Source organism: Phaeocystidibacter marisrubri (assembly GCF_008933165.1).
Classification (GTDB): Bacteria; Bacteroidota; Bacteroidia; order Flavobacteriales; family Schleiferiaceae; genus Phaeocystidibacter; species Phaeocystidibacter marisrubri.
Genome location: NZ_WBVQ01000001.1, coordinates 144,029 through 169,396, shown reverse-complemented (window position 1 = coordinate 169,396; position 25,368 = coordinate 144,029). Strand labels below are relative to the sequence as shown.

Sequence of the window (25,368 nt, the reverse complement as noted above, 5' to 3'; positions counted from 1 at the left end):
ATTTCACTCTTGCCGGTTCACAGATGCCTGTCTTTCATTTTTTATAACACTTTATCGTACTCTATTTCTCTATCTTTGCAGCTTCAAATAGGCCATCTATATGATCTATATTCAAAGGCGAGAGCGTTTTAGCGCTGCACATCAGCTTTACAATCCGAACTGGACGGAAGAACAGAACGAAGCTGTTTTTGGAAAATGTGCCAATCACAACTTCCATGGACACAATTTCGAACTGATTGTTACCGTAAAGGGCGAAGTGAACCCAGACACAGGCTTTGTGATGAATCTCGCAGATCTCAAGAAGATCGTCAAGACACTTGTGACGGATAAGCTCGATCACAAAAACCTCAATCGCGATGTAGATTTCCTTGCCGGTCAAATGACCTCAACCGAGAATATCGCTATCGCCGTCTGGAAAATTCTTGCTCCGGTTATTGCTGAACACGGAGTAGCATTACATTGTATTCGATTAGTGGAAACTGAAAACAACTCTGTAGAGTACTACGGAGAATAAGGTTTCTTAATTCAACCGATAAAATCACAATTCATGAAAGCATACGTATTCCCTGGACAAGGGTCTCAGTTCACTGGAATGGGCAAAGACCTATACGATGCATCATCTGAAGCAAGAGCATTGTTCCAAGAGGCAAACAACGTATTGGGATTTGACATCACCAATATCATGTTTACCGGAGATGCTGAAGCATTGAAGCAAACGAACGTCACTCAACCGGCCGTTTTCATCCACTCGGTGATTGCAGCAAAAATGATGGGCAAGGATTTCCAACCCGACATGGTTGCAGGTCATTCATTGGGTGAAATTTCTGCACTCGTAGCTGCAGAAGCAATTTCGTTTATCGACGGATTGAAACTGGTTGCAAAACGCGCCAATGCCATGCAGCGCGCATGTGAAGCAACCCCTTCAACCATGGCCGCTGTTCTCGGTTTGGAAGACAAGGTGGTAGAAGATATCTGTGATTCTATCGATGGTATCGTTGTAGCTGCCAACTACAATAGTCCAGGCCAACTGGTTATCTCTGGAGAATTTCCAGCCGTAGAGAGAGCATGTGCTCTGGCTAAAGAAGCGGGAGCAAAACGTGCGCTTCTTCTTCCCGTAGGTGGAGCCTTCCACAGTCCATTGATGGAAATGGCACGTGAAGAATTAGCCATGGCCATTGAAGAAACAACCTTCCACACGCCGATCTGTCCTATCTACCAAAACACGGTAGCTCACGCAGTTCGCAATCCTAAAGACATTCAACTCAACTTGATTCATCAATTGACGGCTCCAGTACGCTGGACTCAATCTGTGAAGCAAATGCACGAAGATGGCGCTACTTTATTCACAGAAGTGGGCCCAGGCAAGGTGCTACAAGGTTTGGTACGTAAAATTGCTCCTGAGGCAGAAGTTGCAGGAGTATGAGTTTAGCGCATAAAGTTGCTTGGCAAAGCCCATCAAATATTGCACTCGTAAAATACTGGGGCAAAAAGGCCGGACAAATTCCGGCCAACGCCTCCATTTCTTTTACTCTAGATCAATGCCATACCCGAACCGAGGTTCGTTGGGAACAAATTGAAGCTACAGGTGCACCCTTTCACTTTGAAATTTATGTTGATGGAGTTGAGTCTCCCAGCTTTAGGCCCAAAATTGAGACCTTCTTTCAAAGAACATCGGATCTCCTCCCATTCTTACCCAGCATTAAGATGGAGATTCACACGTCTAATAGCTTCCCTCATTCTTCAGGGATAGCCTCTTCTGCGAGCGGGCTGAGTGCACTTTCTCTGTGCATGGGTTCCATTGCAAAAGAAATGGGAGCCCTGGAAGAAGATGGTTTTGAAAGGTTTTGCTCAATCTTATCCCGCTTGGGTTCCGGCTCCGCTAGTCGCTCAGTGTACGGAGGCTTGGTTGTTTGGGGTCAACATGAGTCCATCCCCGGAAGCAGTAACAGTTTTGGTATTCCCTACCCTCATCACGTTGAACACGTATTTACAACCTACAGAGACACGGTTCTCTTGGTAGAAGTAGGTGAAAAAGCCGTTTCCAGCACTAAAGGACACGGCTTGATGGAAGGACACGCTTTTGCAGAGGCTCGCTTTGCGCAGGCGAAAAGCAATATGGACGAAATGATTAGTCACCTTCAAACTGGAGATGTTTGGGGGTTTGGTGAACTGATTGAAGCCGAAGCGCTCAGCCTTCATGCCATGATGATGACAAGTCGACCGGGTTATATGCTCTTCCGTCCAAACACCATTCAAATCTTAGAGAAGGTCAAATCGTTCAGAGAGGAAAACAAAGTTCCGGTACATTTTACCTTAGATGCAGGCGCCAATGTACATTTGCTGTACCCTGCTCACGTGGAACAAAAAGTACATACCTTTGTTACCGAAGAACTAACCTCCTATTGCAAGGATGGACGTTTCATTCACGACCAAGTGGGTGAAGGTCCAAAACAGATTACGGAATGAGTAAAGGTCCTCTGTTTTACGCAAAGATTCTTCTCTTCGGAGAATATGGTATCATCAAAGATGCCATGGGACTTTCCATCCCATACAATTACTACAAAGGAGCATTCCAACTTCCCGAAGTACAAGACGAAAGAACCGAAAGCTCAAACGCCTCCCTATTCAGATATTGGAATCATCTGAGAACGCTGAAAGAGAGTGGAAAGCTCAAGGCCAACCTCGATCTAGATGCTTTCAAGACGGATATTGACGCGGGTTGGTTCTTCGACTCAAGTATTCCCCAAGGCTTTGGCGTGGGTAGTTCTGGTGCGTTAGTCGCTGCTATTTACGACAGATACGCCATCGATAAAATCAATCCTGAAACCGATTTGAGCCGTGAGAACCTCGTAGAACTCAAGGCACAATTCGGACAAATGGAGAGCTTCTTCCACGGCAAGAGTTCGGGGATTGATCCAACCATTTGTTACCTCAACTTACCTCTGCTAATTAGTGGTAAAGACGATTTAGGCACCGTAGACCTCCCTGCTGAAAAAGCGGGAAGCGGCGCTATTTTCCTCATCAATAGTGGTCAGCCAGGCGATACACAGCCCATGGTGAACATCTTCATGGATAAGCTCAAAGAAGAAGGTTTCCGTAAATTGATGAAGGATCAGTTTAAAAAATACAATGACGAGTGTATCAAGGCTTTCTTGAAAGGTGATATCCACCCTTTGTTTTCGAATCTTAAGCACCTCAGTCATCTCTTACTTGAGAACTTTACTCCGATGATTCCCGTTCAATTCCACGAGTTGTGGAAAAAGGGAATTGACACTAATGCCTACTACCTTAAATTATGTGGATCAGGTGGCGGCGGTTACATTCTAGGCTTTACGAGAGACTACGACAAAGCCCTTGAATTACTAGAAGAGCACAACCCAGAAGTCATTTATCGATTTTGAGCCCAGCGGTCGTAAAGCAAAAGAAATCGACCGCACTTAAGGGAGTTGCACTATTATCCGTAGTGCGATGGTACAATTTATTGCTCATTTCAATCGCACAGTACTTGGCGGCATTGTTCATTATGAACGATCCTTCCCAATACATGAATGTTGTGCTTGATTGGCGACTCCACCTCATCGTGCTCGCTTCAAACTTAACGGTAGCGAGTGGGTTTATCATCAACAACTACTACGATAGGGAGAAGGACATGATCAATCGTCCGTCAAAGACTCTATTCGAGCGATTGATTAATAAGCAGCAGAGCATTCAGCTCTATCTTACCTTCAATTTTATCGCCAGTGTGATCGGACTATTTATGTCGCTCAAGGCGTTTGCATTCTTTGTAGTTTACGCCGCAGGACTTTGGCTATACTCACACAAATTCAAGAAAATTACCTTATTGGGAAATGTGACGGCTGCGGTCCTCACCATACTGCCCTTCTTCGCGGTTTTCTTCTATTATGGTTTGCATCGAGTGGATGTCATTCTTTACGTATGCTTTCTCGTTTTTGTTGAAGTCATCAGAAATCTAACGAAGGATATTGAGGCGCTTAAAGGCGATGTCATTTTCGGCTACCCCACTCTTCCAGCCATTTGGGGAATCACCAAAACCACTCAACTGATTTATGGCGTAATCGGACTGTGTTTCATGCCTGCTGCTATGTTCGCACTAACCAATGACGGAATCATCCGTTTTATTCCCTTGCTATTGGCCTCATTTATGTCGATTGCCGCATTGATATTAAGTCCATCTGACACAGGACACCCCAAAGGATATACGCGGTTTAACTTTGCAGTGAAGGCCGTTCTAGTGGCGAGTATTTTGGCTATTGTACTGTTCTGATCTAGTGCATTTCAACCCCTACATTCCTTTGAGAGGCTTCGCATTCTCCGTACCTTCACACCTCCAAATTAAACTCAATTCACATGAGTAAATACTCTTCTTATATAGCGGGTAACAAAGAGCGTATGCTCGATGAACTACTCGAATTGCTTCGAATTCCATCTGTAAGTGCAGATTCAGATTACAGTGAAGATGTTCACAAAGCGGCTGGAGTAGTAGCAGAACACCTGCGCAAGGCTGGAGCTGACAACGTTGAAGTTGCTAGCACACCTGGCTTCCCAGTGGTTTACGGCGAGAAAATTGTCGATCCCAAGTTGCCAACTGTATTGGTTTATGGTCACTACGACGTACAACCCGCAGATCCTATTGAGCTTTGGACATCCCCTCCATTTGAACCTATCATTAAAAAAACCGACTTACACCCAGAAGGAGCCATTTTTGCTCGCGGAGCCTGTGATGATAAAGGTCAATTCTTCATGCACGTCAAGGCCTTTGAAACCATGATGCAAAATGGTGGTGTTCCTTGTAACGTGAAGTTTATGATTGAAGGTGAAGAGGAAGTGGGTTCAGCCAATCTCGGTTGGTTTGTTGAGCGCAATCGCGAGAAACTATCTTGTGATGTGATTTTGATTTCTGATACTGGAATGATCGGTCCTGATCAACCTTCCATCACAACTGGCCTTCGCGGCTTGAGCTATGTTGAAGTAAAAGTAACAGGTCCGAATAGAGACCTTCACTCCGGACTTTACGGCGGAGCCGTTGCGAACCCTATCAACATCCTAACTCAAATGATTGCTAGCTTACACGATGAGCACAATCGAATAACAGTAGAAGGTTTCTACGACAAAGTGCTTCCTGTAAGTGATGAAGAGCGTGAAGGCATGGCCCGAGCTCCATTCAGCCTAGAGGAATACAAGAAAGCTCTTGACCTCAGCGATGTTTGGGGTGAAGAGGGATATAGCACCATTGAACGAGCGAGTATTCGTCCTACGCTAGACGTAAACGGCATTTGGGGTGGCTACATTGGCAAAGGAGCGAAAACCGTAATTGCGAGTTATGCAGAAGCTAAAATTTCAATGCGTTTGGTACCCGACCAAGACCCAGCTGAAATCACTCAGCTCTTCAAAACGCATTTTGAGAAGATTGCCCCTTCAAGCGTAAAAGTTCAAGTCACCCCTCATCATGGCGGAGAACCTTATGTAACAGGTATAGATCATCCAGGTTATCGTGCAGCTGCTTCAGCAATGTCACAAACCTTTGGCAAGGAAGCCCTGCCTATGCGTTCAGGGGGGTCCATTCCTATCCTCAGTTTGTTTGAGCGTGAGCTAGGTGCAAAATCCATCCTTATGGGATTTGGTTTGGATTCCGATGCCATTCACTCACCAAACGAGCACTATGGCGTTAAAAATTACTTTATGGGTATCGAGACTATCCCTCTTTGGTTTGAAGCCTATACCGAAGAAATGAAGTGAATATCTTCATAAAATCACAAAGCCCTTCTCCCAAAAGAGAGGGGCTTTTTTCATGCCTACACCCTACCTTTGATAGATATCCATTCAACCTGTACTCATGCCCCTCAGCCCTTACTTGGAATTCGAAAAAAATTCAAGCATTGCCTTGCCCACTCACTTTACTCAGTTTATTTCAGAGCACGGTGATCGCGTTTCCAAACTCCTCGACCTTGCTGAAAATGAAGATAACATCTTTATTTCAAGAGATTCAAATTGGATGATAGCCGCAAACGTTGAATCGCGAGATTCCAAAAGCGGACCATTTTACCTACCCCACGTCATCGTCATTGGCCACGATGGTGCAGGCAACTTAATTGCGATTTCTGAAAACGAAAGTGACGAAAGAGTTTGGGTTGTTGACTTTGATTACATCAACGACTATCGAAATCCTGAAACACTCACGATCGATTGGAATCACGAAGACCTTGAAGTGTATTCCAATCTGATACTATTCGTGGAGGAACAGATAGAGTTGCTGAGCGAACTGGATGAAGATTGGGATTGAAATATCTCTCCAAATGCAAACATGTGTATTCGTTTGTAATCGGATAGAGTTTGCACTGGATGCATGCTATGAGTAGCTTGTCGCCAAGGGGAGGTGGGCCAAATATTACCCACTATTGATTTTTCACCACATTCTGCCCCATCTCACTACAGAACTTTTTAAAGACTAAAATTCATTTTCAAAACAAAGTCCAATGAATCGCTATCTACTCCACGGAAAACTAAGGGCACAAGAAGGTAAGGGACATGAACTTTCCCAAATACTGTTGCGTGCAGCCGATATGCTTCAGTCGGCCAATGGCTGCCAATTGTATGCAGTCAGTGTCGAAGAAGGTGTGCCTGACGATATCTGGATTACGGAAATTTGGGACACCAAAGAAGACCATGACAATTCGTTGAAATCAGTCGAGATAAAAAACCTCATCTCGACAGCCATCCCACTGCTAGCAGGCAATCCTGAGGGTGGATTAGCTTTACATGTTATAGGCGGTTTAGGGGTTCAATGAATTCTCGCGCGTATGAAGTAACTTCATGCAAAGCGCAGAGCATTAATCCAACACACTTACACCCACTATGAGAATACGGCTTCTCTCCTTTCTAATCGGCTTTGGTCTTGCTGCAAGTGGACAAGTACAGGACACAACCAAACACGTAAAATATGCCGCAATTCCCATACTAAATTATAGCACGACCATGGGGTTTACGGTGGGTGTGATGGGGCAAGCTTACTATGCCTTTGACTCAGACGATACAACCTCGCCCAAGTCATCAACTGGGGTGTTTGGGATGTACACAACCAACCAAACCTACTTTTTTGCGGCTTTCCAACGACTATACCTAAGCGAAGACCGCTGGCGAGTGATGATGGGAGCAGGACATGGCGACATCAATTTTCAATTTTGGCAGGAATTACCAGTAATTGGAGGAAGCTTCATTGGGTTTGATACAAAAGCTGACTTTGTGTTGGCTCGAGTGGAAAGAAAAGTATACGACGAACTGTACTTTGGTGTGCGAGCAATGTACTGTAACGCCCTCACTTCTTATGATGTACCGGATAACTTGCCGGATGACTTGCGATTTGATCGACGTAACCTCAACAACATTGGATATCTATTCAATTTTGACAAAAGAGACCATCAAATCAATCCATACAAAGGCTACAACATCGAACTTTTGGATGTGTTCTATGGAGATGCAATTGGAAGTGATAACGACTTCCAAAAGGTTCAACTCACCTACAATCACTATTACCCGATAGTGGATGAAACTCAGATTTTAGCGACTCGAGTTCGCGTAGAGTCTTCCATTGGCGATGTTCCCTTCCAAGGTCAAAGTGTAATTGGTCAAGACGACATTCGAGGTTACTCCTCTGGAAAATATCGAGACAATCAGGTATATGCCATTCAGGCCGAGTATAGATGGCGATTCTATAATAATTTCGGAATGGTTGGATTTGCCGGAATCGCCTCAGCCGTTGAGAACTTTGCTCAACTCGCAGATGGAGAGATCTTACCAGGCGCAGGACTTGGGTTACGATATATGCTTATCCCGGAACAACGAGTGAACATTGGCTTGGATATAGCCGCAGGAAAAGGGGATTGGGGAATTTACTTCAGAATTGGAGAAGCGTTCGGACGATAATCACTCATCCTTCTATAAAAAGAAAAAGTCCAGAACATCAATGCCCTGGACTTTTTATATGGGTGGAATATAAGGTAGGTTGTTCGAAACACATTACATCTCCACCGCACTGTATTAAATACCGATCTCAATCTGGAAGCGAAACATTAGAGGATCACTTTCGGCTGTTTCCACCATATTGGTGAAACTGACATCGGTTTGAACCTTGATATTGTGTCCATACACATATCGAGAAACACCTAAGGTGTACTGTTCAAACGCCCCTCCCACTACTTCGTCTGGAGTCACTCGGGTATACCTCCCTGCAACTTCCCAATTACTCTTAAAGACGTAGCCCAATTGAGAACTCCATGCTGAACCCGCATAGAATACGTCAAGGAAATTACCTTGCTCGTCGTAAATTACAGGGTCATTCACGGTACGATCAAACCACTCAGCGGTCATGCTCCATCCATTGTACTTGGCCATAACGTCCATGATAACAGTACTGATATCTCTAGGATAAAAAGTACCAGCTGCATCTTCTAACCAACTCCCTTGATTAGAACGTGTGCGAACCGCATCATTGTTAAAGTCGTAGGTAGCACCAATGCTCAATTTCAAGGATTCTTCTCGGTAGATATCCGCCTCCAAGTAATCTCCTTTATTGGTGAATTGTCCCAAGGGAAGCCACTCGGCTCTGGCGGTGTACTCAAAACCTCCTGCATTGAGGTCTGTGATGTTTCTACCTTCACCTTGAGAGATGGCTACGGCCCACTTCCAATCGCTGTTCAAGAATTTCTCTTTACCGTGGAATTGGAAGCCCATGTCACGATCTAAATTAAATCGTGAATTGGCTAAACTTCGGTCTACGAATTGAAGTTTCTGACTTGACACCACTCGCTCTCGGTTTCCCGGTAGCTTGGTCTGACCAAACCAAAAGGAATACTTCCCTCCATCGATTTGGTACTTAACAACAGCGTCTAGAATGATTCGTGCACCGAGACTGGTGTGACCACTCGTACCACCGAGATTGCGGTTTCCCAAGGCCAGTTCAAGCTTGTACACCCATCTGGGATCTCCCAAATAGCCATCAAGTTTGATTCGAGCCCTGCGAATCTGCATGCCTGTCTCAATTAATTGAGGATCATCAAGAACCTCAAAATCACGAAAATTGGTGGTGAACAAGGGCTGGATTCTAAACCCAAGCTTCACTTTGTACGTCTCGTTCTCAACATCTTGAAATACGAGACCACGCCTCAGAGGTGAATCGTCGTTCGCCTGTGAATGCGCTGATACGGATGCTACTGTCCCAACCACGAGCAGTAACACCTTCTTCAGTGTCTTCAAACCAATAAAATTGTCCGTTCTGTCTTTTCTGTGCTGCAATTGCTTTTTAAAGCAAACTCCTAGGTCACAACACCCCTAGGAGTCTGCTAGGTCATCACTCCTCGTCTTCTGTCAAAGGACGATTAGCGTATGTGCTGTACAGCTTCATGATTCGTGCAGACAAGGCAACCATGTCCTCAACCTCAAGAATCAATTCCACTTGCAAACCACCTAGTCTATTCCCCAATTCGTCTTCTTGAATAAGGGTGATTTGACGATCTAAACGCTCTCTCAAGTAAGCCAACAATGCTCTTTTGTCTTCAGCTACATTCTCGGCTTTTGTGAAGTCTAGATTGACAATACTTTCTGAAATTTCACTCAAGAACTCCTTCAATGAATTTTGAATATCAATAAGGTCATCCAAAAACTCTCTTGAAGGGAGTGAATGGTGATTCTTTACATGATCGTGACACATTCTCACTACAGACTGAGAATGTCTTTCGTATTCTTGAAGCAAATCGAAAACGGTTACATACAAACGACCTGCGTCGGTATGCCCTTCGCCCATCTTGCGAATGTACTTGATGAGTTTTCCTCTAAACTTGGCTGACTTCTCAATGCGCTTCTTCAAGAGTTTCGCATTTCTATTCAGTACATCGTCATTATCTCCAACCAATGCACCTAAAGAAAGCAATACCAATGAACTTACAGTTTGTAAGTGCTCTGCTGTATCATCTTTGCTATTCGCAATAACATCATCAATATTGGCAGGATTCAACAAAGCTTCGTTCTCTGCGTCTTCCTTCGACTTTCTCTTGAACCAAGAGTGAGTCATAAAGAGCACGAATCCAGCAATGGCAAATAAGGCGTATGCACCAACTGAACCTGTGTAGAACAAGACCAAGGCAATGATGGAAGAAGCTAAGAAAGCAATAACTGCTGTCATCAACCAACCTCCAATTACACTGAGAACACCTGCCACACGGTAAACCGCTGATTCACGTCCCCAAGCACGGTCAGAGAGGGATGTACCCATCGCTACCATGAAGGAAACGTATGTAGTAGAAAGAGGCAACTTCAATGATGTTGCATAGGCGATCAAAATACTCGCTACCATCAAATTGATAGAAGCGCGAATCAAGTCGAATGCAGGTTGATTCTTCTCGTCAATGTGACTCGATTTTAACTGCTCAAAACGGCTAGCAGAGAACTTTCGGGCATTTTCTGGCACAACGAACCCAACAGTTCGTGAAACAGCCATGGCAGATCCGACAATTGCTCGGGAAATCATATTCGGGCGGAAGCGTTCGTCACCTTCACTCTGGCGACTCAAGTTCACTTCGGTCTCTGTTACTTTCTTAGCCTTAGATGAAACCCACAAAGTGATCACCATAATTACACCTGCGCCTAACAATAGGTATGTAGGAGTTGCCACTTTCGCATCTAGCGCGGTCATATAGAACTCACTTGCAGGAATTCCACTGCCGGACCAACTCGCATACGATTGCATACCGGCCACAGCCACTCCGATGAAGTTCACCAAGTCGTTTCCTGCAAAGGCCATTGCCAATGAGAAAGTACCTAACAATACAATCAAACGAAGAGGATTAAACTTAAACGCACTCATCATAACTTGTGTGATGATGGTCCAAGCCACAAATGAAATCAACATGAGAAGAGCAGTGTGCTCTTTTATACTGTCTAGAGTTTCGGTAGAAACCAATGAACTCCCCTTAGCCCCTTTAATGATAAGGAAGTAGGTGATCAGTGTGATGGCGACCCCTCCAAAGATGGCACCGAACTTCTTCATGGTGCGCTCGATGTTAAACGAGAATAACAATCGTGCGAGGTATTGAACGATCATACCCACCGTAAAGGATATGATGACACTCAGGAATATCCCACTGATAATCTTAAACGCACTGGCAAAGTTTAGAAACTCGTCAAACACTACAGGCGAATCCGAGCTCATAGAAACCAACCATCCAGTCATGAATGCGGCACCCAAGAGTTCGAATACAATAGAAACCGTAGTAGAAGTAGGCAATCCCAAACTATTATAGAGGTCGAGCAACAAAATGTCGGTCAACATCACCGTTAGGAAGAGAATCATGATGTGTTCAAACGAGAAGAACCCAGGATTGAAAATCCCTTTTCTCGCCACTTCCATCATACCACTAGAAAAAATCGTCCCGACGAGTATCCCGACGCTGGCTATAACCAGAATTGTTTTGAACTTAGCTACCTTCGAACCGATTGCTGAGTTTAGGAAGTTTACCGCATCGTTACTAACGCCTACGATAAGGTCAATTGCTGCTAAAACAAACAACAGTAAAACCAGCCAATAGTATGTATCCATCTGTCGGAATAATTTGACGCGAAAGTACTTTGACCCGAACGGTCCAATTTTAAGCCAATGTTAAGTTTCGCGGTTTAACGCAAAATAATGACAATCCAGAGAACTATCACCTTCCGCCTTCATTTATACTTATTTAGCGCCCTTTTCGCTATGTTAAGTTGCACCCCAAACAACACTTCTTCCATGAATCACTTGAAAAATTCTTCGAGCCCCTACCTGTTGCAGCACGCACATCAGCCCGTTGACTGGTATCCATGGGGTGAAGAAGCCCTTCAAAAGGCAGTTGAAGAAGACAAATTGATTATCATTTCAGTTGGATATTCTACTTGTCACTGGTGTCACGTGATGGCACACGAGACCTTTGACGACGACAGTGTTGCTGCTTTCATGAATGAAAACTTCATCTGTATTAAGGTGGATCGCGAAGAACGCCCGGATATCGATCAAGTGTACATGCGAGCGGTCCAAATGATGACGGGGCAAGGTGGATGGCCCCTCAACTGCGTGGCCCTTCCAGATGGAAGACCGATTTGGGGCGGTACCTATTTTCCGAAAGATCGCTGGGTAGCTAGCCTTTCTAAGATTCTTGAAGTCCGAAAAGATGACCCTGCGTCGGTGATTGATTATGCCTCCAAGCTTCAAGAAGGTATGCAAATCAGTTCAACCCTAGTAGCTTCGGAAGACCCTGTGCCAATGGACACAGAACTCTTTCACGTGATGCGCCATAATTGGTCCAGAAGATGGGATACCACTGAGGGCGGCCCGAACAAGGCACCAAAATTCCCCCTCCCCAACAATTATCAGTTCCTACTTCGCTACGGCATTCAATTTGAAGATTCAGCCGCCCTTAATCAAACCAAATTGACCTTGGACGCCATGTTCAAAGGCGGACTCTACGATCACGTTGGTGGAGGTTTCACGCGATATTCAACCGATGCTCAATGGCGTATTCCACACTTTGAGAAAATGCTCTACGACAACGGTCAGTTACTAGAACTCTACGCCAATGCCTACAAGGTTTGGAAGGATGAGAATTACGAGCACGTGATGCGACAAACCATCGGTTTTCTAAATCGTGAAATGAAAGCTGAAAACGGTCTCTTTTACAGCGCACTTGATGCCGACAGTGAAGGAGAAGAAGGAAAATTCTATGTGTGGACCACTGGTGAAATCAAATCTGTTCTTGGAGATGATTTTGATCGATTTGCTGAGCTGACCGATTGGAATGGCAGAGCCCATTGGGAAGACGAAAATCACGTGATCCTTATTCATCCCAAAAATACTCCCACCCTACCGGAATGGACAAAATGGATGAGCCTTCTTTCTGCAAAACGAGATGAACGCATACGTCCTTCAACGGATACGAAATTGCTCTCGGCATGGAACGCACTTGCCATTAGCGGCATGATTGAGTCGGCTCTAGCGCTGCAAGACAATAACCTCAAATCCGAGTGTATCGAACTGGGAAACCTATACTACACTTCTTTTATTGAGGGCAATCACGTTTGGCACGCCTACGGAGAGAATGGAGGATATATCAAAGGGTTTGCTGACGATTATGCCTTGTCGATTCGATTATTCCTCAAGCTAAACACCATTAGTGGTAATGAAATTTGGCTACAAAGAGCAGAAGAAATCACAGAATCTGCCCTCAACTTATTCGGTAACCCAGATTCACCACTGTTGTGGTATACTTCCTCCTCGCATGAAGAGCTGGTCGCCAAATCACAAGAAACCGAAGACAACGTTATTCCTTCTGCCAATGGACTCATGGCTCGGAATTTATTTCAGTTAGCTCGAGCGTTGGGAAAGAGTGAATGGGAAGAAAGAGCACAAGCTATGACGGAGTTAGTTATTCCTCAAGCAGAATCCTATCCTGAATCATACACAGAATGGGCGCAATGCGCTTTGGATATGCACGGACCTTTCCGTGAAGTTGCTTTGGTAGGGGAAAATGGAAGTGATTTGGCCTTCGAAATGGGCGCCACATATCATCCTAGTGCACTCATCCTATCGTCAGACACAAAATCGAATGAGCCTCCTTTTGAAAGCCGATTTATTCCAGGAGAAACTTTCATCTATGTATGCGAAGATCGCCGATGCCAACTTCCCGTTAGATCTATTGAAGAGGCCCAAGCTTTGATTCCCGTTAAAATTGAAGATCAATGAAACGATGCAGCTGGTGCGGAAACGACCCACTCTATGTGAAGTACCACGACGAAGAGTGGGGTGTGCCATTCTCTGACGATCAAAAAATGTTCGAATTTCTCCTGCTCGAAACGTTTCAAGCTGGATTGAGTTGGATCACTATCCTCAGAAAAAGAGAAAACTTCAGAAACGCCTTCGCAGATTTTGATGTGGATGCCGTAGCAAACTTTACTGCCAAAGACATAGAAAGACTTCAGAATGACCCGGGCATTATTCGCAATAGATTGAAGATTCAATCGGCTATCAGCAATGCTCAATTGATTGTACGGATGAGGGATGAAGAAGGAATAGGGCTATCCGACTACTTTTGGAAGTGGGTGAATCACACCCCAATTGTGAACTCTCCCGCTAGCCTAAAAGAAGTTCCAGCAACTTCTAATTTGTCAGATGCCATCTCCAAAGACTTGAAGAAAAGAGGTTTCAAATTCGTGGGAAGTACCGTGATTTACGCTCATCTTCAAGCTACGGGAATCATCAATGATCACGTAGTAGATTGCGATTTTAGAAACTCACTGAGCTAGGGGGGACTTCTTGGGTTTACCAGCCACAAAGTCCTTCAAGTAAAACGGTTCAAAGTAAGCCACATCCTCTGCCTGCTCATTTTCTATCTTCTTTAAGATGATAGATCCCATGTGGGCAGCGGAAGGATAGATGTGCGTGGTGAAATTGTAATGAGCAATAGGCAACACCTCTTTCAATTTCTCTTGAGCATCTCCGACTAAGACAAACTTTGTTCTCCTTCGATCTTCAAAAGTATCGGCTTCTACAATCTCGGCTTGGGTTTCGCTCAATTCGGTTCCTTCCGAATCGAAAACTGAAGAATAAACCTCCATTCTTCGAGCGTCAATAACCGACAATACATCAGCATCACCTATTTCAGCTTTCGTAAGTCCGTTGGACAAAACCCGTAGACTGTTAACGCTGTACAATGGAATTTGAAGTGCAAAACAAAGTCCTTTAGCAGCAGAGACACCTATTCGCAATCCAGTGTATGAGCCCGGCCCTTTAGACACTGCAACCGCAGTGAGATTATGCGCTTCTATTCCCGCATCGGCAAGTGCCCGTTGAATAAAGATGTGAAGCATTTCGCCGTGGATGTAGCTATCACTCGATTGTTCAACCAGCGATAATCTTTCACTTCCACGAAATACGGCAACGCTGCAATTATGCGTGCTCGTTTCAATGCAAAGAAAAATGGGGTTAATCATCTACTTTTCTCCTTCATCCTTTGATCCACCCGAAGATTGGGACACGATGGCATCACCAGCATTGAGTTTTTTCGCCACCGCCTCATACGAACCGACAATTATCTCTTGTCCGTCCGACAAACCTTCAAGAATTTCGATAAAACGCTCATCTTGAATTCCGGTTTTCACTACAATGATCTTCGCCTTTCCATTGTCAGGGGCAAATACTACCTCAAACTCTTCCTTTTCTTCGGTTTCATTCTGAGAGCTAAACTTGGGTCTACTTCCCGTTGATGAAGTATCCTCACGAACGGTTACAGCTTCAATTGGAACCGTCAAAATACCCTCTCTACGGTTGGTTCGAATATCCACAGAAGCGGTCATACCCGGTCTAAACGGCTGCTCTTCTGAATCCGGAGCATAGCTGCTTCTCAAAATGCGAACCTTTACTTCAAAGTTAGTTACTTGATCCGCGGATGTTCCATTGGTATTCGCGCTATTGGCAATTTCTGTAACTACACCCAAGTACTTCTCACCTAGATAGGCATCCACTTCGATATCGGCAGTATCATTCAACGCCACCTTTACGATGTCGTTCTCATTGACCTCCACCAGTACCTCCATGTCATTCAGATTGGCAATGCGTAGTAACTCTGTACCGGCCATTTGCGCCGTACCCACTACCCTTTCCCCTAACTCAACATTGAGCGCGGAGATGGTACCTGAAACTGGAGCTGTGATGGTGGTTCTCTTCAAGTTATCTTGAGCTTCTCTCAGTGTAGCTTGAGCACTTTGTAATTGATATTCAGCAGATTCTACCGACAATTCACTTACGCTATAAGCTCGTTGAGCCGCATCCCATTCCGCTTGAGAAATTACATTTTGCTTGAAGAGATTCTCATTTCTGCGATAGCTCTTTTCCGCTTCCACGAATTGAGCTTTGGCTTGTGCCAAGGCCGAACGCGAAGCATTCACAGAAGCTTGAGTACGGTTAACAGCAGCTCGGTATAAATCTGGATTGATGCTCACCAATAACTGTCCAGCCTCCACGTACTGGCCCTCTACAACAGGCAAGGCAATGATCTCACCACTTACTTCTGGCGACAATTTCACCTCCACTTCGGGTTGAATCTTCCCACTTGCACTGGCAGTCTCTACAAGGGTGCGTTTAGTGACCACACCCACTTCTACTTCGAGTCCTTCTGGTTCTCCAAAAGCACCAGAAACTCTAGCGACAACGAGCAGTACAACTACTAGGACAATACCTAGAACTATAAAAAGCGATTTTCGATTTTTCATATTAAAGCTGGTTGGTCAGGTAGAATTCGAGCACGCGAACCTTAAAAATGTAATCGTACTTGGATTGAAGCTGTTGCGATTTAGCAGCGAGATAGTTGTTTCGAGCTGATTCATACTCATATTGAGAAATCGCCCCCTCTTCTCTTCGAATACGAGCGTAATCCAAACTTTCCTCTGCCGCTTCGGCAGCTTTGGAAGAAGCCGTGTAACTCTTTAGTGAAGCTTGTGCATCTGCGTGAGCCTTTTGTATCGTTTGGCGAAGCTGGTTCTCTACTCTATCCAATTCGAGTTCCGCTTGAGAAACAGCAAACTCCTGTTGACGAACGCGGTTTCGAATCTGGAATCGAGAGAAAATTGGCCACACCAAGTTCACACCGACATACTCGTTCAAGTTGTCTGAAAACTGAGTGCCAAAATTCTTGCTGTAACGTCCGTACGGAACGCTCGTGGTTGTATAAACCGGAACCGCTGAACCCGAGTTATTCCAAAAACCAATGGGAATGGTTTGATCCGAAACTCCTTCATAGGCGAAAATTCTATTCGAATAGTTCGTGCTGATCGCCGCTTGTAAACTGATGGTAGGCCAATAAGAAGATTGAGACTGATACAAGGAGTACTGAGCACTTTGAATATTCAGCTCACTCGCTTTCACAATGGGTTGTACCTCTCGCGCTGTAGTGTAGATATCCGTGGGAGTTCGAGCAAGAACAGAACCTGCAGGCAAGTCCAACTCTGGCGATACCACGTCAAAGGAGGTAGGATCTTCCAATTGTAGAAGTTGCGCTAATGAGAGAATACTCAAGGTTACATTGTTCTGCGCCTGAATTAATCGCTGTTCATCAGAAGCTAATTGCGACTCTGCCTGAAGATAATCGCCGTAGGCAATAGATCCAGCATCGTATTGCGCTTTCGAGCTTTCGAGCATTAGGGCACTCGTATTCTTCTGCTCTAGCGCTACAGCCGCAATCTCCTTATTCATCAGTATCTGTAAATAAGTAGAAGAAATGTTGACTGTGATGTCATTCTTTATCGACTCCAACTGATACGTTGCCGCTAGATAATCAATACGTCCCTGACGAAGTTGATTCACATTGGCCAATCCATCAAAGAGAACCCACTGTGAACTCAAACTGAAGTTCCCAGTTTGACGGTTAGCAGAAGATGGCAAGTTCGTTACGGGGTCAATATTGTAACCGAAGTTCCAGTTGTACCCACTCGAGAAGGTCAGATTAGGAAAAAAGTTGGCTGAATTCGCATCGCGATTGTAATCTGCCATCTGGACGTTCTGGCCTTGTTGCCTAACGTCGATGTTATTCTCCAGTGCATAATGAATACACTCCTCTAAGGTCCAGGCTTTTTTATCCTGAGCAAATGAAGAATAGCTTAGAAAAATAGATAGTAAGAGATATCCAGATTTTCTCATAGGTTGAGTTAGGCTTGATCAGTTCTGTAGCCTAACAAAGATAAAATTTGCAACCACATGAAAGGAATGAGAACTAGTTAGTTCTCATTAGCAACCTGGTTTTTCGTCTTTTTATTGTGACGATACCACAAATAGGCTACTCCACCCAAGAGCATATAAGGGAAGAACATCAACCAAAGGATTCCTTCATTGAGGCCACTTGCAATTCCGCCGCCGCCCTGAGCATTGCTCTCTGCGGTTGCCTTACACATGGCACACTGGGCTTCTGCGGATTGAGCAATCAATACCAAAGCCAATGTGATGAAAACGATCTTGATAGACTTAGTGAACATAGTACGGAGCCATAAATACATAAACCAACACTCCAGTAACCGCAACATAGAGCCAAATTGGATAGGTCCACTTGACTATTTTGCGGTGCTTTTGAATCTCATTGGTCAGTCCGCGATAGATGGCAAACAACGCCAAAGGCAAAACCGCCATGGACAATACAATGTGTGATATCAGTATGGGATAATAGATGTATCCCATATCCCCCAAATACTTCGAATCAGGCGTGCTACTGTGATAAATAACATAGCTAATCAAGAAAACGGAAGACAAGACAAAGGCCGCCAGCATGGAGAATCTATGCCAAGTCACTTGCTTCTTTTTGATCAAAACTTTCCCCACAAGTAGGAGAATAGCCGTACTACCGTTCAAAGTTGCATGAAAAAATGGAAGGCTACGAAGGTTTGCGTTGCCCAAATTCAGCTTCATATCCTCAGGAAGCAGAAACAACACGGCTACTGCAACCGGAATGACAATGCTCAATCCAATGATAATCGGTTTCCAAATTTGGTCTTGCTTTCTCATCCTCGCATTTTCACTTTCCTGTACTCTTTCGCAAGAACGCGTAAGTCATCTACCAATTGATCGATGTCTTTTGCTTCTGTAATATCGTAACCGCCAACTGGGTTTCCGTCATCGTCAATTCCCGAACGAATACGTCCATCCCAATCCACTAACACCACCTGACCACTGTGATAGAATCCAGCGTGGTTGGTCATGGTAGAATCTTCATTAGCAGCTAAGTAATATGAACTAGCCATTGAATAGATGTCTTCCTTCGACCCTGTCACGAAATGCCATTTCTCGCTGTTGTTAATGCCGCGTTCAAGCGCATATGCCTTGAGTTGGGCAATGCTATCGTGAGTGGGATCAATCGTGTGAGAGATGAAGGCAATATCCTTAAAGGCATACAACCTATCGTACACACTCTTGAGGTGGTAATTCATAGGTGTGCAAATGGTAGGACAACGCGTGAAGAAGAATGAAGCCACGTAAATCTTTCCCTTCATGGACTCACGGGTAACCGTATTCCCATCTTGATCCGTGAAAGAAAAATCGGGAACCGTGTAGTAAACGGTCTCCTCTTCCCCCTCATCATTTACTGTCACTTCTTTTGGACCAACGAAGTCCAACGAGCGAAAAGTTATTTCACCACTGATAAAAACAGCGGCTAAATAAACTGAAACAGGCAGTGCTAATAAGATAATTAACACTGCCTTTTTTCTTTTGTTGTTCTCTTGCTGAGCCATTAAACACCGAACAAGTGACTACCTTCAGTAAGTAGAATAAAGGTCAAATAAGGTATCAGAATGAGTACTGGCAAGTAGATCGAAAGACGCAAATTCTTCCGTTCCCCTTCCAAGTGCATGAACACCTCAACAATATAATAGGCTTTTACAAGGGTAAGCAAGATGAAGATGATGTTCAACCAAGAAGTGAATCCTCCTGGTTCATTCAACAGTGCTCCTAAATCGCTTTTGTAGATACCCAACATTACTTCTACAAACGTTACAACGAGTAGTAGAAGGAAAATCATAACGAGTTTACGAACTCCTCCGTGTGCGTGATTATCAGACATAACTCTTATTCTGTAGAATTAAACTAGGTAGAAGAAGGTAAATACGAATACCCAAACGAGATCGACAAAGTGCCAGTACAAACCAACCTTCTCAACCATTTCATAATGACCTCTTCTCTCGTATGTACCCAACATCACATTGTAGAAAATGATGAAGTTCAACACCACACCTGAGAACACGTGGAAACCGTGGAAACCGGTAATGAAGAAGAAGAAGTTTGCAAATTGAACATGACCGTATTCGTTACGAGTCATATTAGCACCTTGCACCACCATGGTATTCTCTTCATTCAAAAGCTTCATCGCTTCATCGTGAGGAATAACGGTGTGGGTATACCCGCCATCTTCGCCGCGCACCCCTTTACCAGGGTAACGAAGGGTAAAATCTCCCTCTGCGAAAGAAGTTCGAACTTGCTCTATAGTGAAGTGCTCGTGGTGACCATGACCTTCCGCACCTGGATGAACCAGTTCAGAAAGAGAAATGAAGTTACCCTCTGCATCCGCTGGACGGATAATCTCTCTTGAAGACAATTCGATTGCGCCGTTATCACCAACAATGAAGTGATACCACTCCCACGCCTGTGATCCCAAGAAGATAGCACCACCAACGATGGTTGCCAACATCCAAAGCCCAACGCGAATCTTTTTCTTGTGCTTCCCTTCGTGTACTGCCATAACCATGGTTACAGAAGACAAGATGAGGATGAAGGTCATCAATGCTACGTAGAGCAATGGTTGATCACCATCGATACCCGGGAAGTGGGTAAACACGTTTTCAGCAACTGGCCATGTTTCTTCATACTTGAAGCGCATAAGGCCATATGCAGTTAAGAAGCCTGAGAATGTCAAGGCATCTGAAATCAAGAAGAACCACATCATCATTTTGCCGTAGCTCGCGCCCATCGGCTGGTTCCCTCCGCCCCATAGTTTCTCTTGAGGCACTTCAACAGACGTATTCGTCGCCATGTTTACCGGATTAAATTGCGGTGCAAGTTTAACGAAAAATTGCCAAAAACAGGAATAGGAAAATCCATAAGATGTCAACGAAATGCCAGAAAATGGCAGCCATTTCAATTCCTAGGTAGTCATCCTGACTGTATTTCCCCATCTGCGCTTTGACCCAAGTAACCAACAAAGTGATCACCCCTCCCGTTACGTGAAGGAGATGAAACCAAGTGATTATATAAAACCAAGAGCCGGCCACATTACTACCTTCTCCTGTAAAACGAATCTCATTTTGAGTGAGTTGACTCCACCCCATTACCTGAAAACCTGAAAAAACAAGTCCAGCGATCAAGGTGAGCAACAATAGCAATTTTGCCTTTCCCATCGATCCTGCTCGAGCAGATCGAACAGCAAATGTCATCACAAAACTACTCGCGATAATAATCGCTGTTGATATGTAGAATTCCGACGGAATATCGAAATACAACCATGTATTGGCTTCAATAAGCGACGATCGCGAGACGATGTATCCAGAAGTTAGACCTGCAAAGGCCATAATCATGGAAGCTATGCCAATCCACAAGAGTGGTTTAGCGGCTCTTCTTCTATCGTTCTTTAGCGCTGAATCTGCCATTGCCATTAGATGTATCTATCAATCACATATACAATTTGAACAAGCGGTAGATAAGCCACACTCGTAAGCATGAGTTTTCTAGCGTATTCTTTCGATGGATTCTTCTTAAGTAAGATCGCTGATCTCAACATCCATGCTCCGAGAACAAGGACAATCAAAGCGGCGGGATCAGAAAGCACAAGAGTTCCAGTAAAGCCAAAGACGGGAAGTACACTCGCCACAATCATGAACATGGTGTAGACTATGATCAAGTTTGAAGCCGTTTCATCAGGCTTGCGATTGGGCAATAAATAGTACCCTGCCTTCGCATAATCGTCGTATGCAACCCAACCAATAGCCCAAAAATGCGGAAACTGCCATAGGAACTGTACGAGAAATAGTATTCCCGGTTCAATATCGAAGTCGTTGGTTGCAGCCACCCATCCCAACATAAATGGAATGGCACCTGGAAAAGCGCCCACAAACACGGCCCACGGACCTTTGGCTTTCATCGGTGTGTATACCAAAGTATACAAGACTACTGAAGCTAGTCCAAAAATCGCGCTCAATGGATTGATGGAATACAGGAGACTAATTCCTCCAATCAACGCAACTGTACTCACGATGAGGGCTTCAAGAACTGATAGGCGACCGGTGGCAACCGGACGATTCTTAGTTCTGTTCATCAATGCATCTCTATCACGTTCCCAAACTTGGTTGTAAGCATTGGATGCGCCCACCACCAAAAATCCGCCAAGGATAAGAGCTAAAAAGGTAGAAACCTCAAAAAAAGGAGCGGCTAGCAAGTAACCTGCGCTTGCAGAAAACACCACACTGGAAGTTAGGCGAAACTTTAATAGCATCGCATAATCAGAAAGTCTTGCACTTTCAGCTGGCATTCTCTCCGTTTGAGATGTAGAAATTGAACCTTTCATTTCAGGGGCACAAAGATACGCTTCAAAGTCTCCTCCACCAAGATGTATCTCAGGTTCTATCGAACTAAGAAATACGGATTGAGTAGATCTTCTTTATTGTATTGAAGGGATTCACCTGAAGATGGGATCACCATCGTCTTTCCAACTCCAAGCACCAATGCGTGTCCCGCTGCAGTATCCCACTCCATGGTGGGTGCAAAACGAGGGTATTCATCGGCCTTGCCTTCCACCACCATACATATCTTCAGAGATGATCCAACAGAGATCATATCTACCTCACCGTGCTTTTCTTTTAGCTCAGTAATGTATTTCTCCGTATCCTCATTCATGTGAGAACGACTTCCCACCACAGTAAATGGTCGTTTGCTTTCTTCTGGCAGTGATGTAGCAGCTTTGATGAGCTCTTCTAATGTCTCAAACTGAGTATTGCTATCAATTCGCTCCACTTTGTAAGAACCACCTAAATCAGTTCCTCCGAAGTATAGCGTATTCTGAACGGGAACATAAATGACACCGAAAACAGGAACACCATCAATGACGCGTGCGATGTTGACGGTAAACTCTCCATTGCGTTTGATAAACTCCTTCGTTCCATCCAATGGATCAACAACCCAAAGCGTTTTCCATTCAGCTCGTTCGGAATACGCATTCTTCTTTCCCTCTTCGCTTAGAATGGGAATTTGAGTGTCCTTTAGAATCTCCACGATCTCCGCATTCGCGGCAGTATCAGCTTCGGTCAATGGCGACTTATCATCCTTCTCTAAAACTTGAATGGTATCCTCACGGTGGTAAACTTCAAGTATGGCCTTACCTCCAAGTAGTGCTGCCTTGATAGCAGCTACATCATTATTCATAATCTAGGTTGGTTGGATATGGAATGAAAAAACCCCTGACAAAACAGCCAGGGGTTTAAAATTTCTATAGATGAATTACTGAAGCTTCGCGTTGATAGGCACAGTATATCTCATACGAACAGCTCTACCACCCGACTTAGCAGGCACGAACTTTGGCAACTCTTGTTGAACACAACGAACTGCTTCACGATCGATATACTCATCACCACTCGAACGAGCTACGGTAACATTACTTACAGATCCGTCTTTCTCGATTACGAAATCGATCCAAACTTTACCCTGTGAACCCATTTGACGGGACATTTCAGGGAACTCAAACTCACGAACAAGACGATTGTTAATCTGTGTTTGGAAACACAAGAACTTAGCGTCTTCGGTCGGTTCATCTTCGCAACCAGGGAAAACAGGTTTGTTTTCAACGTTTACGAAGGTCATAATTTCATCAGATGCCTCTGGAATTTCGTCAATCAAAGCAATCTCAGTATCTTCAGTAACCTCTGTACTTTCGAACTCGATTTCTTCAATTTCCACATCGTTCTCAACGATTTCCAAAACTTCAGGCGGCGCTTCAGGTGGCGGCGGAGGCGGCTCCTGCGGTCTTTCCGTAATCGGAATAATCATTTCATCGTCGAAGGTCGCAGTGACCTGTAACGCTTCTACTTGAGGAGCGTACGTCTTATGAGCAAACATGATGTAAACCGCAAACAAACCTAGGACTAACCCTATGTCGCGGAAGAGGCCACGCTTGCTCTCTAAGTCGGCTTTAAAGTTTTTTCTCGATTTCATCCGAAGAAATTTGTGCTGCTAAGATAAGGTAAACTCTAAACTTAGCCTCAATTAAGTACAATCAAAATTGGAAGCGACATTTTAGTGGAGCGCTCCCTCCCCTGGTATAGTCCCGGAACAAACTCCGGAAGACCTTCAATTATACGTTTCACTTGCATTTCTACATCCATATTCGGTGCATATGAAATGTCCACCACCTCTGTAGAGCCATCCGTTTTTATGACAAACTCCACAAGCATTCTCACTCTTCCAGAAGTTTGTACCGAACTACTTGAAACTCTCAGTTGATTTTGAACTTTCTCATGAATTCCGCGAACTAAACAACGCTGACGCTCTAAGTTGTCTTTGAGACTTTCACATCCTGAAAAGATGGGATATCTATCCATCATAAAATCTTCAACAGGGATAGAATCTAACAGCTCCTCTCCTTCAATAAGAGGGATCTCCTCATCTCCTGATGTAAATTCATCCGAACGGATATCTACACCATCAAACACGATTTTAAAATTGGTAGGGTTGGGCTTAACGATATCATCTAAATCACTCGCTTCCGAAAACTCTCGTTGTGGAGGTTTAGGATCTTGAATATGCGTGTTGGGAATGATGAGTATGGTATCCTCTTCAAGAGGTAATGCAGGACCTTTGTAGGCCAGTGTAGATTGCGCTTGGTATTCTAACGTTGTGAGAGCAGCGAAGAGAGCAAGCACCAATCCAACGAGGAAGAAGGTGGCACGATACCTCTCTAGTTTTTTGTTGGCTGATGACTTCATACATATAAGTTTTTAATACGCATGAAAAGACACAAGAATCAGACCAAAAAAGAAGAATTATTTTTTTCTTCTGGAAAGGATGAAGGTAATCCCCAATCCAACAATGGATCCAGTAGAATTGGCAAGGATATCTGCCCATTCAAAATGGCGATAATCAGTGAGGTACTTTTGAGCGAACTCCACCCCCAATCCAAATACAAGCGCGCAGCAGAGTATAACCATGTACGCCGATTGCTTCATTCTCTGGTGTACTTGAACATAACCCCAGCACGCCAGCATCGTCCACGCTACGTAAATACATGCATGAATGAATAGATCACTCACTTCAATAAGTGCATCAGGGAGGTCACGAGATGGAAGAAGGCTCATGACCAAAACAAAAACACCCCAGCTAATCACTGGGGTGTAATATAAAATAGGGGATTTCTTATCCACCAATATGGTCTTTGTATTCATCGGCAGACATCAAGTTGTCAATTTCAGATGCATCTGAGAACTTGATCTTCACCATCCATCCTTCGCCGTAAGCATCCGCATTTACCTTTTCAGGCTCATCAGCAAGACCCTCATTCACTTCAACCACTTCACCAGAAATGGGCATAAATAAGTCAGAAACGGTTTTAACAGCCTCAACAGAACCGAATACCTCTTCGGCGTCAAGGGTCTCACCTTCTTGATCGATATCAACAAAAACGATATCGCCAAGCTCACCTTGAGCGAAATCGGTAATACCAACAACAGCTACGTCGCCTTCTACGCGTACCCATTCATGGTCTTTGGAATACTTCAGTTCAGCAGGAATATTCATGAGGCTCTAATTTTTCACAAATG

At 44.4% G+C, this 25,368-nt stretch carries 28 protein-coding genes; 11 read left to right on the top strand and 17 right to left on the bottom strand.

What is annotated here, in order from left to right:
• The first annotated feature begins 100 nt into the window (after positions 1–100).
• From F8C82_RS00740 to F8C82_RS00700, 9 genes are all read left to right on the top strand, one after another.
• Positions 101–514, top strand: coding sequence for a 6-pyruvoyl trahydropterin synthase family protein (locus tag F8C82_RS00740; RefSeq protein ID WP_151691529.1), 414 nt, complete (start codon positions 101–103; stop codon positions 512–514).
• A gap of 33 nt (positions 515–547) precedes the next feature.
• Positions 548–1,423, top strand: a complete 876-nt coding sequence (gene fabD, locus F8C82_RS00735) for an ACP S-malonyltransferase (protein ID WP_151691528.1) — start codon at positions 548–550, stop codon at positions 1,421–1,423.
• Positions 1,420–2,466: a diphosphomevalonate/mevalonate 3,5-bisphosphate decarboxylase family protein gene (locus F8C82_RS00730; protein ID WP_151691527.1), complete on the top strand. Its 1,047-nt coding sequence runs from the start codon at positions 1,420–1,422 to the stop codon at positions 2,464–2,466. The genes fabD and F8C82_RS00730 overlap by 4 nt, the downstream gene beginning before the upstream one ends.
• Positions 2,463–3,401: a mevalonate kinase family protein gene (locus tag F8C82_RS00725; protein ID WP_151691526.1), complete on the top strand. Its 939-nt coding sequence runs from the start codon at positions 2,463–2,465 to the stop codon at positions 3,399–3,401. The genes F8C82_RS00730 and F8C82_RS00725 overlap by 4 nt, the downstream gene beginning before the upstream one ends.
• Positions 3,398–4,285, top strand: coding sequence for a geranylgeranylglycerol-phosphate geranylgeranyltransferase (locus F8C82_RS00720; protein WP_151691525.1), 888 nt, complete (start codon positions 3,398–3,400; stop codon positions 4,283–4,285). The genes F8C82_RS00725 and F8C82_RS00720 overlap by 4 nt, the downstream gene beginning before the upstream one ends.
• An 83-nt stretch (positions 4,286–4,368) precedes the next feature.
• Positions 4,369–5,757: a dipeptidase gene (locus tag F8C82_RS00715; protein WP_151691524.1), complete on the top strand. Its 1,389-nt coding sequence runs from the start codon at positions 4,369–4,371 to the stop codon at positions 5,755–5,757.
• A 97-nt stretch (positions 5,758–5,854) separates the two neighbouring features.
• On the top strand, positions 5,855–6,301 hold the full coding sequence (locus F8C82_RS00710) for an SMI1/KNR4 family protein (RefSeq protein WP_151691523.1): 447 nt from the start codon (positions 5,855–5,857) through the stop codon (positions 6,299–6,301).
• Positions 6,302–6,494: 193 nt separating this feature from the next.
• Positions 6,495–6,806 (top strand): putative quinol monooxygenase, encoded by a 312-nt coding sequence (locus F8C82_RS00705; protein ID WP_151691522.1) that lies wholly within the window; start codon positions 6,495–6,497, stop codon positions 6,804–6,806.
• Positions 6,807–6,873: 67 nt separating this feature from the next.
• On the top strand, positions 6,874–7,941 hold the full coding sequence (locus tag F8C82_RS00700; protein ID WP_151691521.1) for a BamA/TamA family outer membrane protein: 1,068 nt from the start codon (positions 6,874–6,876) through the stop codon (positions 7,939–7,941).
• A gap of 114 nt (positions 7,942–8,055) precedes the next feature.
• Here F8C82_RS00700 and F8C82_RS00695 read toward each other — a convergent pair whose 3' ends face one another.
• The gene (locus F8C82_RS00695; RefSeq protein WP_151691520.1) at positions 8,056–9,270 is read right to left on the bottom strand and encodes a porin family protein; all 1,215 of its coding nucleotides are present in this window, start codon (positions 9,268–9,270) and stop codon (positions 8,056–8,058) included.
• 94 nt (positions 9,271–9,364) lie between these two features.
• Entirely contained in the window at positions 9,365–11,608 is a 2,244-nt protein-coding gene (locus F8C82_RS00690) for an inorganic phosphate transporter (RefSeq protein ID WP_151691519.1), read from the bottom strand.
• 183 nt (positions 11,609–11,791) lie between these two features.
• On the opposite strand from F8C82_RS00690, the gene F8C82_RS00685 reads away from it, so the two are divergent.
• Positions 11,792–13,777 carry a thioredoxin domain-containing protein gene (locus F8C82_RS00685; protein ID WP_170266103.1) on the top strand — a complete coding sequence of 662 codons (1,986 nt, stop codon included), beginning with the start codon at positions 11,792–11,794 and terminating at the stop codon, positions 13,775–13,777.
• On the top strand, positions 13,774–14,337 hold the full coding sequence (locus F8C82_RS00680; RefSeq protein ID WP_151691517.1) for a DNA-3-methyladenine glycosylase I: 564 nt from the start codon (positions 13,774–13,776) through the stop codon (positions 14,335–14,337). The genes F8C82_RS00685 and F8C82_RS00680 overlap by 4 nt, the downstream gene beginning before the upstream one ends.
• On the opposite strand, the gene tsaB is transcribed toward F8C82_RS00680, so the two are convergent.
• The 15 genes from tsaB to gcvH form a co-directional block, all read right to left on the bottom strand.
• Complete coding sequence (tsaB, locus tag F8C82_RS00675) at positions 14,326–15,024, bottom strand: tRNA (adenosine(37)-N6)-threonylcarbamoyltransferase complex dimerization subunit type 1 TsaB (RefSeq protein ID WP_151691516.1); 699 nt, start codon at positions 15,022–15,024, stop codon at positions 14,326–14,328. The two genes, F8C82_RS00680 and tsaB, sit on opposite strands and share 12 nt — an antisense overlap.
• Positions 15,025–16,302, bottom strand: a complete 1,278-nt coding sequence (locus tag F8C82_RS00670) for an efflux RND transporter periplasmic adaptor subunit (RefSeq protein ID WP_151691515.1) — start codon at positions 16,300–16,302, stop codon at positions 15,025–15,027.
• A 1-nt stretch (position 16,303) separates the two neighbouring features.
• Positions 16,304–17,725: a TolC family protein gene (locus F8C82_RS00665; RefSeq protein ID WP_151691514.1), complete on the bottom strand. Its 1,422-nt coding sequence runs from the start codon at positions 17,723–17,725 to the stop codon at positions 16,304–16,306.
• A 77-nt stretch (positions 17,726–17,802) separates the two neighbouring features.
• Positions 17,803–18,057, bottom strand: coding sequence for a hypothetical protein (locus tag F8C82_RS00660; RefSeq protein WP_151691513.1), 255 nt, complete (start codon positions 18,055–18,057; stop codon positions 17,803–17,805).
• Entirely contained in the window at positions 18,047–18,580 is a 534-nt protein-coding gene (locus F8C82_RS00655) for a DUF420 domain-containing protein (RefSeq protein ID WP_151691512.1), read from the bottom strand. Before F8C82_RS00655 ends, F8C82_RS00660 begins: the two co-directional genes overlap by 11 nt.
• Positions 18,577–19,269 carry an SCO family protein gene (locus F8C82_RS00650; RefSeq protein WP_170266102.1) on the bottom strand — a complete coding sequence of 231 codons (693 nt, stop codon included), beginning with the start codon at positions 19,267–19,269 and terminating at the stop codon, positions 18,577–18,579. Before F8C82_RS00650 ends, F8C82_RS00655 begins: the two co-directional genes overlap by 4 nt.
• Positions 19,270–19,304: 35 nt before the next feature.
• Positions 19,305–19,634 (bottom strand): cytochrome C oxidase subunit IV family protein, encoded by a 330-nt coding sequence (locus F8C82_RS00645; protein ID WP_151691510.1) that lies wholly within the window; start codon positions 19,632–19,634, stop codon positions 19,305–19,307.
• 18 nt (positions 19,635–19,652) lie between these two features.
• Positions 19,653–20,600, bottom strand: coding sequence for a cytochrome c oxidase subunit 3 (locus F8C82_RS00640; RefSeq protein ID WP_151691509.1), 948 nt, complete (start codon positions 20,598–20,600; stop codon positions 19,653–19,655).
• A gap of 28 nt (positions 20,601–20,628) precedes the next feature.
• Complete coding sequence (locus F8C82_RS00635; RefSeq protein ID WP_170266101.1) at positions 20,629–21,213, bottom strand: cytochrome c oxidase subunit 3; 585 nt, start codon at positions 21,211–21,213, stop codon at positions 20,629–20,631.
• A gap of 5 nt (positions 21,214–21,218) precedes the next feature.
• The gene (cyoE, locus tag F8C82_RS00630) at positions 21,219–22,127 is read right to left on the bottom strand and encodes a heme o synthase (RefSeq protein ID WP_151691507.1); all 909 of its coding nucleotides are present in this window, start codon (positions 22,125–22,127) and stop codon (positions 21,219–21,221) included.
• Between the two features lie 56 nt (positions 22,128–22,183).
• Positions 22,184–22,981, bottom strand: coding sequence for a 3'(2'),5'-bisphosphate nucleotidase CysQ (cysQ, locus tag F8C82_RS00625; protein ID WP_151691506.1), 798 nt, complete (start codon positions 22,979–22,981; stop codon positions 22,184–22,186).
• Positions 22,982–23,056: 75 nt separating this feature from the next.
• Entirely contained in the window at positions 23,057–23,767 is a 711-nt protein-coding gene (locus F8C82_RS00620; protein ID WP_151691505.1) for an energy transducer TonB, read from the bottom strand.
• A 47-nt stretch (positions 23,768–23,814) separates the two neighbouring features.
• Positions 23,815–24,537: a hypothetical protein gene (locus F8C82_RS00615; protein WP_151691504.1), complete on the bottom strand. Its 723-nt coding sequence runs from the start codon at positions 24,535–24,537 to the stop codon at positions 23,815–23,817.
• A 57-nt stretch (positions 24,538–24,594) separates the two neighbouring features.
• Positions 24,595–24,972, bottom strand: a complete 378-nt coding sequence (locus F8C82_RS00610; RefSeq protein WP_170266100.1) for a VanZ family protein — start codon at positions 24,970–24,972, stop codon at positions 24,595–24,597.
• Positions 24,965–25,345 carry a glycine cleavage system protein GcvH gene (gene gcvH, locus F8C82_RS00605; RefSeq protein ID WP_151691502.1) on the bottom strand — a complete coding sequence of 127 codons (381 nt, stop codon included), beginning with the start codon at positions 25,343–25,345 and terminating at the stop codon, positions 24,965–24,967. Before gcvH ends, F8C82_RS00610 begins: the two co-directional genes overlap by 8 nt.
• Positions 25,346–25,368: the final 23 nt, after the last annotated feature.

Excerpts from the sequence above, each read along its gene's own strand:
- F8C82_RS00670 (WP_151691515.1), bottom strand. The coding sequence starts at position 16,302 with ATGAAAAATCGAAAATCGCTTTTTATAGTTCTAGGTATTGTCCTAGTA.
- gcvH (WP_151691502.1), bottom strand. The coding sequence starts at position 25,345 with ATGAATATTCCTGCTGAACTGAAGTATTCCAAAGACCATGAATGGGTA.
- F8C82_RS00730 (WP_151691527.1), top strand. The coding sequence starts at position 1,420 with ATGAGTTTAGCGCATAAAGTTGCTTGGCAAAGCCCATCAAATATTGCA.
- F8C82_RS00635 (WP_170266101.1), bottom strand. The coding sequence starts at position 21,213 with ATGGCAGATTCAGCGCTAAAGAACGATAGAAGAAGAGCCGCTAAACCA.
- F8C82_RS00665 (WP_151691514.1), bottom strand. The coding sequence starts at position 17,725 with ATGAGAAAATCTGGATATCTCTTACTATCTATTTTTCTAAGCTATTCT.
- F8C82_RS00640 (WP_151691509.1), bottom strand. The coding sequence starts at position 20,600 with ATGGCGACGAATACGTCTGTTGAAGTGCCTCAAGAGAAACTATGGGGC.
- F8C82_RS00710 (WP_151691523.1), top strand. The coding sequence starts at position 5,855 with ATGCCCCTCAGCCCTTACTTGGAATTCGAAAAAAATTCAAGCATTGCC.
- F8C82_RS00660 (WP_151691513.1), bottom strand. The coding sequence starts at position 18,057 with ATGTTCACTAAGTCTATCAAGATCGTTTTCATCACATTGGCTTTGGTA.
- cysQ (WP_151691506.1), bottom strand. The coding sequence starts at position 22,981 with ATGAATAATGATGTAGCTGCTATCAAGGCAGCACTACTTGGAGGTAAG.
- F8C82_RS00645 (WP_151691510.1), bottom strand. The coding sequence starts at position 19,634 with ATGTCTGATAATCACGCACACGGAGGAGTTCGTAAACTCGTTATGATT.
- F8C82_RS00620 (WP_151691505.1), bottom strand. The coding sequence starts at position 23,767 with ATGAAATCGAGAAAAAACTTTAAAGCCGACTTAGAGAGCAAGCGTGGC.
- F8C82_RS00680 (WP_151691517.1), top strand. The coding sequence starts at position 13,774 with ATGAAACGATGCAGCTGGTGCGGAAACGACCCACTCTATGTGAAGTAC.
- F8C82_RS00740 (WP_151691529.1), top strand. The coding sequence starts at position 101 with ATGATCTATATTCAAAGGCGAGAGCGTTTTAGCGCTGCACATCAGCTT.
- fabD (WP_151691528.1), top strand. The coding sequence starts at position 548 with ATGAAAGCATACGTATTCCCTGGACAAGGGTCTCAGTTCACTGGAATG.
- F8C82_RS00685 (WP_170266103.1), top strand. The coding sequence starts at position 11,792 with ATGAATCACTTGAAAAATTCTTCGAGCCCCTACCTGTTGCAGCACGCA.
- F8C82_RS00725 (WP_151691526.1), top strand. The coding sequence starts at position 2,463 with ATGAGTAAAGGTCCTCTGTTTTACGCAAAGATTCTTCTCTTCGGAGAA.
- F8C82_RS00705 (WP_151691522.1), top strand. The coding sequence starts at position 6,495 with ATGAATCGCTATCTACTCCACGGAAAACTAAGGGCACAAGAAGGTAAG.
- F8C82_RS00690 (WP_151691519.1), bottom strand. The coding sequence starts at position 11,608 with ATGGATACATACTATTGGCTGGTTTTACTGTTGTTTGTTTTAGCAGCA.
- tsaB (WP_151691516.1), bottom strand. The coding sequence starts at position 15,024 with ATGATTAACCCCATTTTTCTTTGCATTGAAACGAGCACGCATAATTGC.
- F8C82_RS00715 (WP_151691524.1), top strand. The coding sequence starts at position 4,369 with ATGAGTAAATACTCTTCTTATATAGCGGGTAACAAAGAGCGTATGCTC.
- F8C82_RS00615 (WP_151691504.1), bottom strand. The coding sequence starts at position 24,537 with ATGAAGTCATCAGCCAACAAAAAACTAGAGAGGTATCGTGCCACCTTC.
- F8C82_RS00700 (WP_151691521.1), top strand. The coding sequence starts at position 6,874 with ATGAGAATACGGCTTCTCTCCTTTCTAATCGGCTTTGGTCTTGCTGCA.
- F8C82_RS00655 (WP_151691512.1), bottom strand. The coding sequence starts at position 18,580 with ATGAGAAAGCAAGACCAAATTTGGAAACCGATTATCATTGGATTGAGC.
- cyoE (WP_151691507.1), bottom strand. The coding sequence starts at position 22,127 with ATGAAAGGTTCAATTTCTACATCTCAAACGGAGAGAATGCCAGCTGAA.